Raw genomic sequence first — 14,891 nt, 5'->3', positions numbered from 1 at the left:
GCGTTAGCTTTGCGGGGTAGGGAAGGAGAGGGGGAAAGGTACTTGTAACTCGCCGGAGGCGAACACTAAAATTGAAATTGTTATGTTACTTCTTTGGTTGGATTTGAATTCTTCGTATGCTCATTCTTCATTAGCTCTTCCGGCTATTCATGCTCAAGTGGAAGGAAAAGAGGGGAATGTGGAATGGAGGAAGGTTTCAGCGACGATCAATTCAAACGTGGGGAGTGTGGTGGCCGAGATCGTGGCGGCCCGGCCCAATGTGGTGGCGGCAACAGCGTGGTTGTTCACGCATGAGATGTTGTTGAAGATCACGGCTCGGGTGAAGGCGTTGTTGCCGGAATGTACCATTATATTCGGGGGACCGGAGATGCTGGGGGATAATGAGGGGTATCTGTGTCGGAATCGGCACGTGGCTTGCGTGTTTCGGGGAGAGGGTGAGTTGGGATTTCACGAGTGGCTGGGGGTGTACGATTGTCCTTCACGGTGGAATGAGGTTGTGGGGCTGTGTTGGTTGGATGCGGAGGGTGTGTATCATGATGGGGGATTGGCAAGGGTGATGGAGTTCGATCAGTTGATGATTCCGGAACATAGTCGTTTTTTCGATTGGACAAAGCCATTCGTGCAGTTGGAAACGACGAGGGGATGTTTTAATACCTGTGCTTTTTGCGTGAGTGGGGCGGAGAAACCCGTGCGGGTGTTGTCCGTGGAGCGTATTCGGGAACGCCTGACTGTTATTCGGGATCATGGCATTCGGGATATTCGGTTGTTGGATCGTACTTTTAACGGGTCTTCCCGAAGGGCGATCCGTTTGCTGGAGTTGTTCAGGGAGTTTGCTCCGGGGATGCGTTTTCATTTGGAGATTCATCCGGCGTTGCTTTCCGATGAGGTGAAGGAGTTGTTGCGGGAGTTGCCTGCCGGGTTGTTGCATCTAGAGGCGGGGATTCAGAGTTTACGGGAGAATGTGTTACAGGCTTGTCGGCGAATCGGTGATTTGCAGGCGGCTTTGGACGGGCTGCGTTATTTGGCGTCATTACCTAATTTGGTGGTACACGCTGATTTGATTGCCGGGTTACCATTGTATTCTTTGGAACAGATGATCGAGGATGTGCGGGTGCTGGCCGGTTTCGGAACGGGAGAGATCCAGTTGGAGTTGTTGAAATTATTACCCGGAACGGCGATGTGTGCGGAGGCAGAGGCTTTGGGAATTGTTTATTCCCCGGACGTGCCGTACGAGGTGTTGCAGACGAAAGCGATGTCGGTGGAGGATTTGCGTCAAGCCCGGTTGTTGTCTCGTTTGCTGGATGGTTTTTATAATGCTTTGGCATGGCAGGAGGTGACCCGTAAGTTGATCGGGTATGATGAATGTTTCCTGTCGGATTTTCTACGTTGGATGGAGGAACGGGAGTTGTTGGAGCAACCGCTTAGTTTGGAACGACGGGGGGCGTTGCTGTACGAGTTTTGCGAGGAACGGTACCCGATGTTTCTGACTGATATTTCGGTAGCGTGGATTGTTGCGGGGATTCCTTTTGCTAAGGAACCGAGTAAGCGGCTGAAACCGTGGAGTAAAGATGTTCCGAGGGATGTGGTGAACGTGATGGGGGAATACGAGAGTGTGATGCGGGTGTATTATTTACCGGGGGAAAAGGAGGATTTCTGGTTCGGTTTCGATCGAGGAAAATCGGCGTCAAGGCCATTGTACGTGGGAAAAAAATGAATTACATTTTCAATTCTCCATTTCCCATTTTCAATTATTTATCCAGTTGTTAATCATTTGGCAGCCTTGGCGGGTGATGATGGATTCGGGGTGATATTGGACTCCTCGGATGGGGAGGGTTGTGTGGTAGAAGGACATGATGTGACCTTCTTCGTCGAGGGCACTGATGCGGAGGCATGAGGGGAGCGTGTGAGGGGTCACGATCCATGAGTGGTACCGTCCTACTTGTACGGGATAGGAGAGGCCGTGGTAGAGAATGTCGGTGGGATCGACGATTGTGAGGGGACTTTCGTGGCCGTGTTTGGGGAGAGGTAGTTGTTGCAAGCTGGCACCGAAGGATTCGGCGATGGCTTGGTGGCCGAGGCATACACCGAGGATGTCGTGAGTGGTTTTACAATGCTCGATGAGTGCGAGAAGTTCTCCGGCCTCGGCTGGAATTCCCGGTCCGGGAGATAATAGGATCTTGTCGTAGCAGCCGAGCGAGGAAAAGTCGATTTGGTCGTTATAAACGATGTCGAATTGGCAGTGTTCGTTTTCTCGGAGGATTTGGACGAGGTTATAGACGAACGAGTCATGATTATCAATGACAAGTATATTTTTTATTTTTGAATTCTCCATGCCGTGGCTTTCTTTGTGAGGTTGATGACCTGTTTTCTCTCGCGAAAGTAGGAATTCGGGGGAAAATAAACTACTTTTGGCTGTTGTGTTTTATCATATAAGTTGTGATTATGGCGAAGAGAAAGAATTGGTTTTCCCTGTTTTTCACGAATTATCTGGGAGTTTTGAATGATAATTTTCTGAAGACGCTGGCGTGTTTTATTTGCATAGCTTGGGTGGGGAAGGAGAACGAGTCGATGGTGGTGACGCTGGCGTCGGCGGCATTGGTGATGCCGTATTTGCTGTTTTCCCCGTTGGCGGGACGATTGGCGAAGATATATAAAAAGCGAAAGATTGTGGTTTGGGCGAAGTTTGCCGAGATGCTGATTATGGTCGTGGCTGCGGTCGGGTTCCTGACGCACTCGACGGGACTGGTGTTGTCATCCATTTTGTTGATGGGATTGCAGAGTGCGCTGTTTTCTCCTTCGAAGTACGGGCTGATTCGTGACATCGGGGGTGAAGAGGGGATTTCTTACGGTTCCGGGGCCATGGAGATGTTCGCTTTCGTGGGTATTCTGACCGGGACATTGATGGCGGCCTTTTTGTCGGAGAGTGTGACGATCCCGGTGCTGTGCGTGATCCTGTTTGGGGTGGCCTTGTTCGGTTGGTTGGCGAGTCTGACGATTCGGGCGAACGAGAGCGAACCGCTGAAGGAGAGCCACGAGACGTTGAATCCCGTGAAGTTTGTGAAAGATATGTTCGTGCGGGCGCTGGTGTTCAAGGGGTTGAATCTGGTGGTCGTGGGACTGGCCACGTTCTGGTTTATCGGTTCGATGATCCAAATGGTGCTTATCGTGTACTGCCGTTCGGATTTGGGGATGAACGATTCGGAGACGGGTATCGTGATGTCGTTGGCTGCTGTGGGAATCGGGGCGGGATGTTATCTTGCCGGGGTGTTGTCCCGTCGGGACGTGGAGTTGGGATTGGTGCCGTATGGAGGGAGCACGACGGGATTGACGTTGCTGGCGATATTCGTTTTTGACGCTCACGGGGTGACGTTCGGTGTACTCGTGTTCCTCGCTGCGTTTTTCAGTGGGATGTTCAAGGTGCCGCTGGACGCTTGGATTCAAGCGAATGTGAAGGGGCGGGAACTGGGGGATATGCTGGCTTACTCGAACTTGATCACTTTTTTGTTCATGTTGATGGCATCGGGGTGTTTCGGGGGGATGACGATGTTTTTCGACACGAAGTACGTGTTTATTTTTCTTGCCGTGCTGACGTTCGCAATCACGATTGTTTTGTTCTCGTGCGTGGAGGAGGTGAGGGTAAGGTTTAAGAAGTTTAGACTAAAGAATTAGATATGGGTTATAAGAAGGTATTGGCGGCCTTTTACCGGGGCGTTTTGAGCGCCCGTTACCGGGTGCGCCTTGAGGGGGCGGAGTTGCTGGCCGAGCAGCGGGCAACGTTGTTTTTGCCTAATCATCAGGCGTCGGTCGATCCGCAGATTGTTTGTTCTCAGTTGTTGCGTTACGTGGACGTGTCGCCGTTGGTGACGGAAGGGTATTTTAAAATCCCGGTGGTGGCTCAGGTGTTGCACTTGATGAATGCGGTGCGGGTGCCGGATTTGGAGAAGAGCCGCCGGGGGGTGGAGATCGTGGCGGGGTTGAACCGGGTGGTGGTCGATGCTTTGGCGGCGGGGCATAACGTGTTGCTTTACCCGGCCGGGCAGTTGACGAATAGTGGGTTGGAGCGTGTGGGGAACAAACAGGGGGCTTGGCAGGTGTGTCACCAGTTGCCGGAGGGTACGCGTGTCGTGGGTATGCGTATCCGGGGTTTGTGGGGGAGTATGTGGTCAAGGGCCAAGACGGGGCGCTCGCCGAATTTCGCGTGGACTTATCTGAAAGGGATATTTTATGTGCTGGCGAACTTGCTGTTTTTCGTGCCTCGGCGTGACGTGACGATTACTTTCGAGGATATTACCGATGATGCGGTGCGTTATGCCGCGGAGGGACGGCAGCCGTTCAATCGTTTCTTGGAGAGTTTTTATAATGCTCCGGGTGAGGAGCAACCTTTGTTTTTAAAACATTTCTTTTACGTGAGGGGACGGGGTCACTGACCGTCTTTGGGGTTATGAGTATGATTACTGCAAACGAGGTCCGGGTGTGCATGAACGAGGCGGGAGCCCGGCGGGAACCGTTTTTGTTCGGTGTTGATTTCGAGTTGTCGGAAGGCTTTTTCGTGTCCGACCCGTTGGGACAGCAAGAGATTCTTTTCGAGGCCGGGGGTGTCACTAATTCCCCGGTGAGGGAAGGGGTGCCGGGGGAGGTGTCGGAAAGGGTGTTTTCCCCGAATCCGGTGGCATACGAGGCTTACCGGGAGAAGTTTGCTGCGGTGCGGGAGGGATTGGCTCGTGGCGATTCTTTTTTGTTGAACCTGACGGTGGCAACGGGGTTGGAGACGGACTGGACGTTGGAAGAGATTTTCCACCGGGCCCGGTCGCCTTACCGTTTGTTGGTTCCGGGGCGATTTGTCTGTTTCTCGCCGGAGATTTTCGTGCGGGTGGACGAGGGGGTGATTTCTTCTTACCCGATGAAGGGGACGATTGATGCCTCGGTGCCTGATGCGGGGCGGGTGATTCTGGAGGATTACAAGGAGCGTTCGGAGCATAACACGATCGTGGATTTGATCCGGAATGATCTTAACCGGGTGGCGGAACGGGTGGACGTGCAGCGTTTCCGGTATATCGATCGTTTGCGGGTGAGCTGGGGGGAGATTCTCCAAGTGAGTTCGGAGGTGACGGGACGGTTGACGGGGGATTATTATTCCCGTTTGGGGGAGGTGGTTTTCGGGATGTTGCCTGCCGGGTCTATTTCGGGAGCGCCGAAACTTTCGACGTTGCGTATTATTGCCCGGGCAGAGGGTGAACGGAGAGGGTTTTACACGGGTGTCTTCGGGTATTTTGACGGGAAGAGGCTGGATTCGGCGGTGATGATTCGCTATATAGAGGTGCGTGACGGACGGTATTATTTTCGTAGTGGCGGGGGAATCACGATTAACAGTGAGTGCCGGGCGGAGTACGAGGAGGTGCTGGCAAAGGTGTATCTTCCGTTCGATAAGTAATCATGCTCAAACTCCTCCGTCACTTCGTGCCACCTCCTTCTTCCCCTGCCCGAGGGGAAGTACCCCGAAGGGGGGATGGGGAGGGAGAACAGAGGAGGAGCTGGTTCTTCATCCTAAAGACGGAGAGTTACTTCGCTCTCCCTCTGTTTATAGAGGGAGTACGGCGAAGCCGGGAGGGAGTTAATTTGCTATGAATTTGTATATAAGTTTCTAAATAAATTTGTTATGGAGCGTTTTATCGAGACGATCAAGGTGCAGGACGGGCAGTTTTATAATCTGGAAGCCCACGAGCGAAGGGCAAGGGCGACGGCGGAGGCCTTTTTCGGGAAGCCTCTCGCGTGGGAGGTCGGGCGGATGGTTGTTCCGGCCGCGATGTGTTCCGGGTTGGTGAAGTGTCGGGTGGTGTATGATTCGGAGGTCCGGGAGGTGAGTTTTCAGCCTTACGTGATGAGGCGGATCAGGAGTTTGCGATTGGTGAACGGGGATGGCGTGGACTACCGCTACAAATCGACGGATCGGTCGGTGTTTGCCCGTTTGCTGGAAAAGCGGGGGGAGTGTGATGACGTGTTGATCGTGCGGGATGGATGGGTGACCGATACCTCTTTTACGAACGTGGTGTTCGAGGATGCGGGGGGAGGTCTTTACACGCCGGAGACTTGTTTGCTTGAGGGGACTAGGAGGCAGAGTTTGTTGGATGAGGGGAGGATTCAGGCGTGTCCGATCCGGGTGGAGGATATTCGTCGTTTCCGACGGGCGTTGCTGGTGAACGCGATGATTGGGTTGGAGGATGAGGTGGAGGTTTTGGATTTTAGATTTTAGATTGAACCCCCTCTGGGAGGGTGTGTCAAAAGGTATTTTATCCTCAAAAAACTCCTCCGTCTGCTTCGCAGCCACCTCCTCTATGAACAGAGGAGGAGCTGGTGAAACTTCCTGAAGACAGGTAGTATTTCAGTTCTCCCCCTGTGTAAGGGGGAGTTAGAGGGGGTAGTTTTTAGTTTTTATCTTCTCTTTTCCAGTCGCCGATGTTTCTTTGGGCGGGGTCGAAGTTGACACCGATTTTGACGAGTTTCCGGCCGTCAACGGTGTAGGGAATGAGGTATCCCCGGTCGTTGATCTGGGCGAGGGCTTGGTCGGCGGAGCCGTCGAGCTTGAACTCGAAGACGTAGATGTAGTCGGCGGTTTTCACGACGGCATCGGCCCGTCCCTTGGCGCTTCGGACCTCGGTCTCGGAGAATTGTCCCATGAGTTTGAAGACGAGGTAGAAGATCGTCTGGTAGTGGCGTTCCGTGCGGTTGTTCAGCTCATAGGAGATGCCGGCGAAGAAGGCTCGCAGGCGGGTGAGGAAGGCATCGACATCGCCCGATTCCAGCTCGTGAATAAATTTGCCGATGTAGAAACTCGTCTCCGATTCGGCCACGGGGGTGTAGAAGGGGGTGACGAAGTTTAGAAACCCGTATTTCACCTCGTCGTTGGGGAACCCTAGGGTGTATATCTGGAAACGTTCATCGTATTTCTTGATGGTGAGGTAGCCGCTCTGGTAGATCATGGGGACGGGGTTGTTGATGTCGGCCTTGTCATCGGAGAGGGAGGCGGCAGAGACTTCTATGCCATCAAGTTCCCGCAGATCGAAGTCGGTCTTTTTTAATATCTCGGTGAGGAAGGTGGGAGTACCCGTGGCGAACCAGTAGTTCTTGAAAGCGTGAAAAGTCATCACGCTTAACAGGCTGAACGGGTTGAACACGTTGGGAACGTTCTCCTCGTAGAAACGGTAACCGTCGTAGCGGCGGGTTAACTGTTTTAACAGTTCCTCGCGGGGGAGATCGTGGCTTTCCATCAATTGCTCGATTTCCGGTTCGAAGTTGGCCTCGATCTCTTCGAGTGTTATGCCGCAGAGGGTGGCGTAAGGTCGGGTGAGACTGATGTCAACCAGCTGGTTGAGGTTGCTGAATATTCCCATCTGGGCGAACTTGGTGACACCGGTGATGAAGACGAATCGCAGCCACTGGTCGGCACTTTTCAGCACGGTGTAGAAGGCGGTGAGCGTTTCGCGGAAGGCTTTCTGTAATGCCTCGTCGTGGAAACTGTAGAGTAGTGGTTTGTCGTACTCGTCGATAAGGATGACCACGCCGCGCCCGGTTTTCTCGTACGCTTTTTGAATGACTTCCATGAACCGGGCGGAGTGGGTGATGCCCTTGCCTCCCGTTCCATATGTTTCTTCCCATCCCCGGAGCTGGAATTCGAGCATGTCGTGCAGCCGTTCGGGCGAGTCGTATTTCTCGGCGTTGAGGTCGAGATGTAACACGGCGTGGGTGTTCCATTCCGTTTCGAGTTGCTCGATGGCGAGGCCCTTGAAGAGGTCGCGCTTGCCAAGGAAGTAGGCTTCCATGGTGGAGAGCATGAGGCTCTTGCCGAAACGTCGGGGACGGCTCAGGAAATAAGGGTTCGAGGTGCTGACGAGGCGGTACATGATTTCTGTCTTGTCTATGTACACGTAGTTTTCGCGACGTAGTTTCTCGAAGCTCTGTATGCCGATGGGCATTTTGCGGGGGAAGGATGGTTGTTGATTCATGGGTGCCATGTTTGTTTTCTTTTACGCGAAGTTACGAAAAACTTGGTTATGATGGAGAAAAGAGGAGAAAACTAAAAGATAAAAACTAAAAGATAAAAGTTGAAGAGAGTTTAGATCTTACTAATTTTAGATTTAATGATTTTAGATTTTAGATTCCAGCCGCACGGGGCCGACGCTTCTTGATTTCCTACTTTTATCTTTTAGTTTTTAACTTTCTCGTTCCAGCCGCACGGGGCTGGCGTTTTAACTACCCCCTCCGGCTCCCCCTTACACAGGGGGAGAGCTGATTACCAAGAGGGAGTAGTTGGAAAAGTGAAAAACTGAAAGTGGAATTTTAAATTCTAAATTTTAAATTCTAAATTTTAAATTCCTTTCAGCCTGTCGATGCCGGCACGGAGGCCGGTGAGTTTGGCTTCGAAGGGGGGGAGGCCGGCGCGGAGGGCGTCTTTTTCGGCGCGGGAGGCGACAGTTTTTTCCTCTTTTTTGGCCCGGTCGATGGCTTCGAGTTGCTCGTCGGTGGCGGTGTTGCGGAGGATGGCGAGGTGTAGGCGGGCGTCTTCCCATTCCTGCTCGACTTTGGCGAGGGCGATTTCCCGGGCCGTGGGGGGCGGGTAGGAGCGGACGGTGGGCGAGGAGTAGGTGCCATCGGCGGAGGCGGCGAAGGTGTAGATGAAGAGGTTGACCTTGTTCCAGCCCGCGGGGATGACGGTGGAGGTGATGCCGTTCTCGCCTCTTTGCCGCAAGGTTTCGAGCATACCGCGCATGAGGTACTCGATGGCGGGGACGGGGCCGTCGGCGTTGTTCACGGAGAAGAGGCAGGCGAAGATCTTGTCGTCGTCGCGGGCGAGGCCACCGGGGATGACTTCCGCGGTCTGGGTGAAGGTGACGATGCCCTCTTCGAGGTTGACGGCGACGTCAACGTTCGGGGCGTCGAGGGAGCCGGAGGAGACGGACATGTTGTCGAAGTCGTACTCCAGCACGATTTCCTTGGTGTCCTTGTCGCGGGTGGCGGTGCAGAGCGTTTTCACGTTCTTCTGGACGAAGGCGTTGGCCGGGCTCTGGTTGCGTTTGCGTTCAAGGAATCCCTCGCGGAGGATGACTTTGAGGACGCGGGTGACTTTCCCGCTGCCCCCGTACCCGGCAATGCGCAGGTCCCGTTTCTCGCGTTTCGCGGGGTCCTTGTAGGTGGGGTCTTTCTTGCCTTTCATGCTGCCGATGATCTCGCCATCGGGACGGGTGGAGAATTTGTGCTGTCCGATACTCTTGCGTAATTCCCAGAATATCGCTGATTTTCCTTTACTCATGATTTTTCTTTTTAGAGGTGTGGTGCCGCCCGCCCGGTGTTTTTGTTTTATGCCGGGGGGACGGTTTTGTTTTTTGTCGTGTTACCCGCGGGGGCGTCGTTGCCGGGGTGTTTTTCCCGGCAACGAGGGGCTTTTCCCGTTCGTGACGCGGGGGACATCGTGAGGGGATGTTCCCGCGTTTCCGCGGTGGCGGTCACGGGGTGACGCGCTTGCCGCGATTTTCTTCCGGTGCTTTTCTCCTCACGAAAAGCACTTCGTTGGTGGTTTTGTTTCCATGTTGTAGTGCAAAGTTGAAACTATTATTCGGGGAAAACAAGTAAAATGAGTATTGTTTTTAAAGTATTTTTAATGTAGTTAAATAATTTTAGTGTAAAATTGTATGAAACATAATGGAATTTTATGGTGTTGGTCTTTAGTGTTTTACACGTTTTTATTGTTTTTGCCCTCCGGCAGCCCGCGCCGGCAAAGGGTTGAGAAGGTATATAGCCTGCTTAAAGCCTGCTATTAACCTGCTAGAAGCCTGCCCGGGCAGGGGTGTTATTAGGTGTGTGGCATGTGATATTTAGTTAAGTGATGGGCGTTGGGGATTGTTTCTCGTGAGAATGGGGGTGGTGTAATATTGGGGTATATGGTGTTCTGATGTTGGATGTGTCGGTTCGCGTGGAAAGGGGGTGAAACGGGACGATTGGAATCTGAATAAACGATCGTTTAAAGATTCTGCAATTTAGCTATATTTTCGAAAAATGCAAATTTAAATGCAAACTATTTTCGATTCTGAGCAACAATAAGTTACACGGATGCGGAAAACGAAACGATTTTTCATTTTTAAATCCGCTTTAAACGATCGTTTTTTGATATAACACGATCATAATAATATGTATGCTGATGAAAAGAGTATTTACATTATTAATGAGTATGTTTCTCGTGACACGGGTGTTCGCGGTTTTGCCGTTGCCCGTGTCGGCGGGAGAGGAATTGTTGTTTTCGTGGCGTGATAGTACGCGGGAAAAGGAGAGCTGGACGGGGCGGGCCCGTCGGGCGGAGAACGTGGAGATTCGTCGCGATCGACCGAGGCGGGAGGCGATGGGACGGGAGAGCTGGACGATCGCGGAGTTTTTGTCCCGCGGCGGCGAGGTGTGGGACGGGGGAGAGAGGTTGGGGCCGCGAGGGTTCATGGCGCGGGCGAATCTGGCCCGGTGGGTGACGCTGACGCCGGACGTGGGGGTGGAGTGGCGGTCGAACGGCGGCTGGGGCGTGGTGGTGAACGGGACGTGGACATCGTGGAGCCGCGGCGGGCGGAGGTATGCCTTGTGGTGCGTGTCGCCGGGGGTGCGTTATTACTTGCCGGGCGGGTGGCACGTCGGGGTGTTCGGTCAAGGCGGGGAGTTTAATTACAAGCTGGGAAAGACGGGGCGACAGGGGGATTATCTCGGTGGCGGTGTCGCGGGTGGTCGCCGGTGGTGGCTCGGGCGGCGGTGGTCGCTGGATGTCGAGGTCGGCGCGGGGTACACGCGGGGGAAGTACGAGAAGTACAGGCTGATTCACGATACCCGGGTGCGGGGACGGGAGGTGAAGAAGGGGTACTGGGGCGTGAATCGTTTCGGGATTAATTTGGAATTTAAAATTTAGGATCGGTATGAAAAGAGATAGACGAAGATGGACGCGGTTGGCGTTCGGCGGGTTGTTGTGGGCCTGTTGCTGGGGGTGCGTGAAGGACGAGTTGCATAACACGCCTTACCCGGATCTGGGGACGGTGATGGTGGCGGCGGACTGGTCGGACCGCTCGTCGGACGCGGCGGTGCCGGGGACGTGGGAGTTGTACGTGGACGGCGCGGGGGTCGTGGTGGAGAAGGAGGGGGCGACGTGCGGGTTGCACGATCCGGGGAAGCATGACTTGGTGGCTTTTAACCGGGCGGAAGGGGTCGGTTTTTGCGATTCGGTCGCGGTGGTGGAGGTGCTGGCTGACGGGACGCTGGAGCCATTGCCGGGTTTCCTGTTCACGGGGACGGGAACGGTGGATGCCGTGGCGGACGACACGACGCGGGTGACGCTGCGGATGAGGCAACGGACACGGACGCTGGAGCTGGTGTTGAAGTTGTCGCCCGGCGACGCGGGGCGCGTGGAGGCGGTCGAGGCGGGGTTGACGGGGATCGCGTCGTTGCTGGACGTGAGGACGGGGGAGGTGCCTGCCGGGGCGGTGGGGACGGTGGCTCCCGTGTTCTGGAGCGTGACGGGAGGCGAGGGTTTCGCGGCGCGGGTGCGGTTGCTGGGTGTCGTGGCGGGGGAGAAACAGGTGCTGACGCTGGCGATTCGGATGGCGGGGGGACGCGTGGAGCGGGTGGTGACGGATTTGACGGGGGCGCTGGCGAGGTTCGGTGACGGGGTGGAGCCACTGGTGCTGGACGCGACGCTGGAGTTGCCCGCGGCGGGAGAGGTCGGGGCGGTAATCGAGGGGTGGAAGGTGGTGGAGAATGGAGAAATAGAGGTAATTTAGAATTTAGAGTTTAGAATTTAGAATGGAAAAACAACTACCCCCTTCGGAAGATAAAAGATAAAGACTAAAAGATAAAAGGGGGTTAGAGTGGAAGGTTTCCCGAAGATGGGGGGTATTTCAGCTCCTCCTCTGTTCTCCCTCCCCATCCCCCCTTCGGGGTACTTCCCCTCAGGCAGGGGAAGAAAGAGGTGGACGCAAAGCGGACGGAGGAGTTTGTTGCAGTGGGAACGCTTTATTTACAAGAACTCCCTCCCCCCTTCGGGGTACTCCCTCTATAAACAGAGGGAGAGTTGAGTTACTATATTAAAAGATAAAGACTAAAAGATAAAAGTTGAAAGATAAAAGATAAAGGTTGAAAATCAAGAAGCGTTGGCTTGTGGGTAGGAATTTAAAATTTAAAATTTAGAATTTAGAATTTAAAATTAATAATGGATGGTTATGAAACAGGATGTAAAGAAATTTGGGATTTGTAGGTTGGTGGGCCGGAAGGTGGCGGGGGTGGTTTTGGTAGTTTTGGCGATGGCGGGGTGTAGTGACGCGGGGAGTGAGGGGGAAGGGGACGAGGGGGTGGCGTTGCGCGTGGATGGGGGGATCGTGGGGTTGGCACGGGCAAGCGAGGACACGTGGGAGAAGGGGGACGCGATCGGGGTGTACATGCTGGATGGCGCGACGACGGGGGAAGTGAACCGGAAGTACGTGACGGGGGAGACCGCGAAGGCGGGGAGTTTCGAGGCGGCGGAAGGGGAGACTATTTATTTGCCGTCGGACGGGACGGCGAGGGATTTCACGGCTTATTACCCGTATCAGGGGGATTTGAAGGACGGGGTTTACATTGTAGATGTGAGGGAACAGGACCCGCAGCGGGACATCGACTTGATGGTGGCCGACAAGGTGACGGGGGTGACGAAGAAGGCACCGGGGGTGGGGTTCGTGTTCCGTCACAAGCTGGTGAAGTTGGACCTGACGATACGGCCGGACGGGAAGTCGCTGTCGGCGGCGGATCTGGAGGGGATGGTGGTGTATATCACGAATCAACAGGTCAGAGTGAAGTGTAAGGTGGCGGAAGGCGGGACGATCGAGATAATTAACGTTACCGGAGGTGTTACATTGCTGACGGCGGCTGACGGGACGCGGGCCGAGGGGATCGTGTTGCCGAGGGCATCTACTGACAAGATGTTTTTCTGGTTCAAGTTGAAGAACGGTTCCGAGTACAAGTGGTATCTCAAGGATTCACCGCTGTCAGGGGAGTTCGTGGCGGGGAACAAGTACGTGTACACGATGACGATCGGGAAACGGTCGGTGGAGGTGACGTCCACCGTGGTGGGCTGGACGGCGGGGAACGGGGACGGCGGTGAGACGGGTTTTGCAGAATGAACATGAACGAGAGAAAGGAGGATTATGAAAACGAGGTTAATGATACTGGTGGCGGTGGCGGCGGTGGCTGTCGCGTGTCATGATGGCGGGGAGGGGCCGGGAGGCGGTCCCGAGGAGTTGCGCCTGTCGGGGGTGGTCAAGGGCGAGGTGGTTGCCCGCGGCGCGGCGGCGGGGGAAGTGATCGCGGCGGGGGAGGTGGTCCACGCGTGGGTGGACGAGGCGGTGAACCCGGCGGTGGCTCACGTGAAGGCGTGGCGGCTGGAGGCGGACGGGAACGGGGGGCTGGACGGGACGACGTGCTATTTCCCGGAGAACGGGAATGACGTGAATATTTACGCGATGCACGGGAATTTCGATTACGTGATCGAGGAGGGGGTGACGGGGTTTCCCAGTTGGATGATGACATGCGAGGTGGAGCGTATGCAGGCCGGGGAGGTAGGCGCGGCGAATCGCGCGAAGTCGGACCTGTTGTTCGCCATCGAGCGGGGCGTGAGCCGCGGGAGGGAGAGTGACGGGGTGACGACACGGGAGTTGACGTTCTATCACTTGCTCTCGAAGGTGGAGGTGGCGCTGAAGGCGAGCGATGAGGTGGGGGACTTGACGGGGGCTGTTGTTCATGTTGGAGGTACGCTTAGTAGAGGGTATTTCATGCCGGACAAGGAGGCCGTGATGGAGGATGCCGCGGAGCGGGGGAAGATGATTGCTCCGGATAGGAGTTCTAGTGGGACTATAATGATAGACACGAGGGTTACCGGGAATTTTGACGGGAACACGGAGTACGGGGAGGCGATCGCGGTGCCCGGAACTGGCTTATTTATACGTGTAGATTTAAAGGACGGGAAGGCGTTGTTTTATCATAGTAAAGTGATGTTGGAGAGCGGGAAGAAGTACAGGTATAATATTTACGTGGGGAAGGAGAGGCTGGAGCTGGTTTCGACGAGCATCAGCGCTTGGGAGACCGGGACGAGCGACGGGGGCGAGGCGGGGATGATGCGGCAGGTGGATTTGTCGGGAGGTGAGTACACGATTGCTGATGACGGGGTTTATTGTGTTTCGGGGGAGAGTAAATACCATAGTTTGATCATCAAGGGTAGCCCGACGGTGTATTTGGTGGACGCGACGATAGAGAGTGGGAGTGATTGGTCACCGATTCATGTGGTGAGTGGTAATCCGGTGATCGTGCTGGTGGGGACGAACAGGTTAACAGGTAGGGGGTATTATAGTGGATTGTACTACAAGCCGGGTTGCAAGGTGACGCTGCGCGGGGAAGGAAAGCTGATCGCGGAGGGTGCGTGGGGAGCCGGGATTGGTAGCTATATGGTTAATCCGGCGGGTGATCTGGTGATAGAGAGCGGGACGATCGAGGCGACGGGAGGTGTGGGTAATCAGGGGTATGCTGCGGGTATCGGTGGAAGTGGTGATTATGGGTGCGGGAGTATCACGATTACCGGGGGGAAGGTGACGGCGAGGGGGAGTGACGGTGCCGCGGCGATCGGGGCCGGGAAGAATGGTCCTTGCTCGTCGATCGTGCTGGAGAATTGCGAGATTCATGTTCCCGGTGACGGGAAGGGGGGATTGAGCGGGGAGAACGGGATTGTCGCAGGGAGCGTGGTGCCTGACTTGAGCGATGGGGAGGAGATGAGGGAGAAGGGAGTAAGGGTGGAAGGAATTTAGAATTTAGAATTTAGAATGGAAAATGGGAAGTTTTCCCGAAGACGG

General features: G+C 54.7%; 12 protein-coding genes. 9 read left to right on the top strand and 3 right to left on the bottom strand.

The genetic code is table 11. The features are described 5' to 3' along the window. The first annotated feature begins 82 nt into the window (after positions 1 to 82). Positions 83 to 1,714: a B12-binding domain-containing radical SAM protein gene (locus QVC79_RS14875; RefSeq protein ID WP_270593171.1), complete on the top strand. Its 1,632-nt coding sequence runs from the start codon at positions 83 to 85 to the stop codon at positions 1,712 to 1,714. 30 nt (positions 1,715 to 1,744) lie between these two features. Here QVC79_RS14875 and QVC79_RS14870 read toward each other — a convergent pair whose 3' ends face one another. After that, entirely contained in the window at positions 1,745 to 2,332 is a 588-nt protein-coding gene (locus QVC79_RS14870) for an anthranilate synthase component II (RefSeq protein ID WP_270593172.1), read from the bottom strand. A 110-nt stretch (positions 2,333 to 2,442) separates the two neighbouring features. Between QVC79_RS14870 and QVC79_RS14865 the strand changes: the two genes are divergently transcribed. The 4 genes from QVC79_RS14865 to QVC79_RS14850 all read left to right on the top strand — a co-directional run bounded on the left by QVC79_RS14865 (position 2,443) and on the right by QVC79_RS14850 (position 6,250). Further along, entirely contained in the window at positions 2,443 to 3,669 is a 1,227-nt protein-coding gene (locus QVC79_RS14865; protein ID WP_270593173.1) for an MFS transporter, read from the top strand. Between the two features lie 2 nt (positions 3,670 to 3,671). Beyond that, entirely contained in the window at positions 3,672 to 4,427 is a 756-nt protein-coding gene (locus QVC79_RS14860) for a lysophospholipid acyltransferase family protein (protein ID WP_270593174.1), read from the top strand. Positions 4,428 to 4,441: 14 nt separating this feature from the next. Beyond that, on the top strand, positions 4,442 to 5,431 hold the full coding sequence (locus QVC79_RS14855) for an aminodeoxychorismate synthase component I (RefSeq protein ID WP_270593175.1): 990 nt from the start codon (positions 4,442 to 4,444) through the stop codon (positions 5,429 to 5,431). 225 nt (positions 5,432 to 5,656) lie between these two features. Beyond that, positions 5,657 to 6,250: an aminotransferase class IV gene (locus QVC79_RS14850; protein ID WP_270593176.1), complete on the top strand. Its 594-nt coding sequence runs from the start codon at positions 5,657 to 5,659 to the stop codon at positions 6,248 to 6,250. 172 nt (positions 6,251 to 6,422) lie between these two features. Here the strand turns inward: QVC79_RS14850 and QVC79_RS14845 are convergent, their stop codons facing one another. Together QVC79_RS14845 and QVC79_RS14840 are read right to left on the bottom strand one after the other, a co-directional pair. After that, positions 6,423 to 8,000 (bottom strand): PD-(D/E)XK nuclease domain-containing ATP-binding protein, encoded by a 1,578-nt coding sequence (locus tag QVC79_RS14845; protein WP_287642508.1) that lies wholly within the window; start codon positions 7,998 to 8,000, stop codon positions 6,423 to 6,425. A 362-nt stretch (positions 8,001 to 8,362) separates the two neighbouring features. Next, positions 8,363 to 9,304: a hypothetical protein gene (locus QVC79_RS14840; RefSeq protein WP_270593177.1), complete on the bottom strand. Its 942-nt coding sequence runs from the start codon at positions 9,302 to 9,304 to the stop codon at positions 8,363 to 8,365. Between the two features lie 885 nt (positions 9,305 to 10,189). Between QVC79_RS14840 and QVC79_RS14835 the strand changes: the two genes are divergently transcribed. The 4 genes from QVC79_RS14835 (at position 10,190) to QVC79_RS14820 (ending at position 14,846) form a co-directional block, all read left to right on the top strand. Then, complete coding sequence (locus tag QVC79_RS14835; protein ID WP_270593178.1) at positions 10,190 to 10,933, top strand: DUF3575 domain-containing protein; 744 nt, start codon at positions 10,190 to 10,192, stop codon at positions 10,931 to 10,933. A gap of 7 nt (positions 10,934 to 10,940) precedes the next feature. Next, entirely contained in the window at positions 10,941 to 11,798 is an 858-nt protein-coding gene (locus tag QVC79_RS14830) for a FimB/Mfa2 family fimbrial subunit (protein WP_270593179.1), read from the top strand. A 432-nt stretch (positions 11,799 to 12,230) separates the two neighbouring features. Continuing rightward, positions 12,231 to 13,172, top strand: coding sequence for a fimbrillin family protein (locus tag QVC79_RS14825; RefSeq protein ID WP_270593180.1), 942 nt, complete (start codon positions 12,231 to 12,233; stop codon positions 13,170 to 13,172). A 24-nt stretch (positions 13,173 to 13,196) separates the two neighbouring features. Further along, entirely contained in the window at positions 13,197 to 14,846 is a 1,650-nt protein-coding gene (locus QVC79_RS14820) for a fimbrillin family protein (protein WP_270593181.1), read from the top strand. Positions 14,847 to 14,891 lie beyond the last annotated feature (45 nt).

The sequence above is a fragment of the Butyricimonas sp. genome (assembly GCF_019423355.1).
Taxonomy (GTDB): Bacteria; Bacteroidota; Bacteroidia; order Bacteroidales; family Marinifilaceae; genus Butyricimonas; species Butyricimonas faecihominis.
This window is presented reverse-complemented; position numbering and strand designations above follow the sequence as displayed.

Bases quoted from the DNA above. Each gene is read 5' to 3' on its own strand.
- QVC79_RS14850 (WP_270593176.1), top strand. From the start codon at position 5,657: ATGGAGCGTTTTATCGAGACGATCAAGGTGCAGGACGGGCAGTTTTAT.
- QVC79_RS14820 (WP_270593181.1), top strand. From the start codon at position 13,197: ATGAAAACGAGGTTAATGATACTGGTGGCGGTGGCGGCGGTGGCTGTC.
- QVC79_RS14860 (WP_270593174.1), top strand. From the start codon at position 3,672: ATGGGTTATAAGAAGGTATTGGCGGCCTTTTACCGGGGCGTTTTGAGC.
- QVC79_RS14825 (WP_270593180.1), top strand. From the start codon at position 12,231: ATGGTTATGAAACAGGATGTAAAGAAATTTGGGATTTGTAGGTTGGTG.
- QVC79_RS14840 (WP_270593177.1), bottom strand. From the start codon at position 9,304: ATGAGTAAAGGAAAATCAGCGATATTCTGGGAATTACGCAAGAGTATC.
- QVC79_RS14865 (WP_270593173.1), top strand. From the start codon at position 2,443: ATGGCGAAGAGAAAGAATTGGTTTTCCCTGTTTTTCACGAATTATCTG.
- QVC79_RS14835 (WP_270593178.1), top strand. From the start codon at position 10,190: ATGAAAAGAGTATTTACATTATTAATGAGTATGTTTCTCGTGACACGG.
- QVC79_RS14845 (WP_287642508.1), bottom strand. From the start codon at position 8,000: ATGAATCAACAACCATCCTTCCCCCGCAAAATGCCCATCGGCATACAG.
- QVC79_RS14875 (WP_270593171.1), top strand. From the start codon at position 83: ATGTTACTTCTTTGGTTGGATTTGAATTCTTCGTATGCTCATTCTTCA.
- QVC79_RS14830 (WP_270593179.1), top strand. From the start codon at position 10,941: ATGAAAAGAGATAGACGAAGATGGACGCGGTTGGCGTTCGGCGGGTTG.
- QVC79_RS14870 (WP_270593172.1), bottom strand. From the start codon at position 2,332: ATGGAGAATTCAAAAATAAAAAATATACTTGTCATTGATAATCATGAC.
- QVC79_RS14855 (WP_270593175.1), top strand. From the start codon at position 4,442: ATGAGTATGATTACTGCAAACGAGGTCCGGGTGTGCATGAACGAGGCG.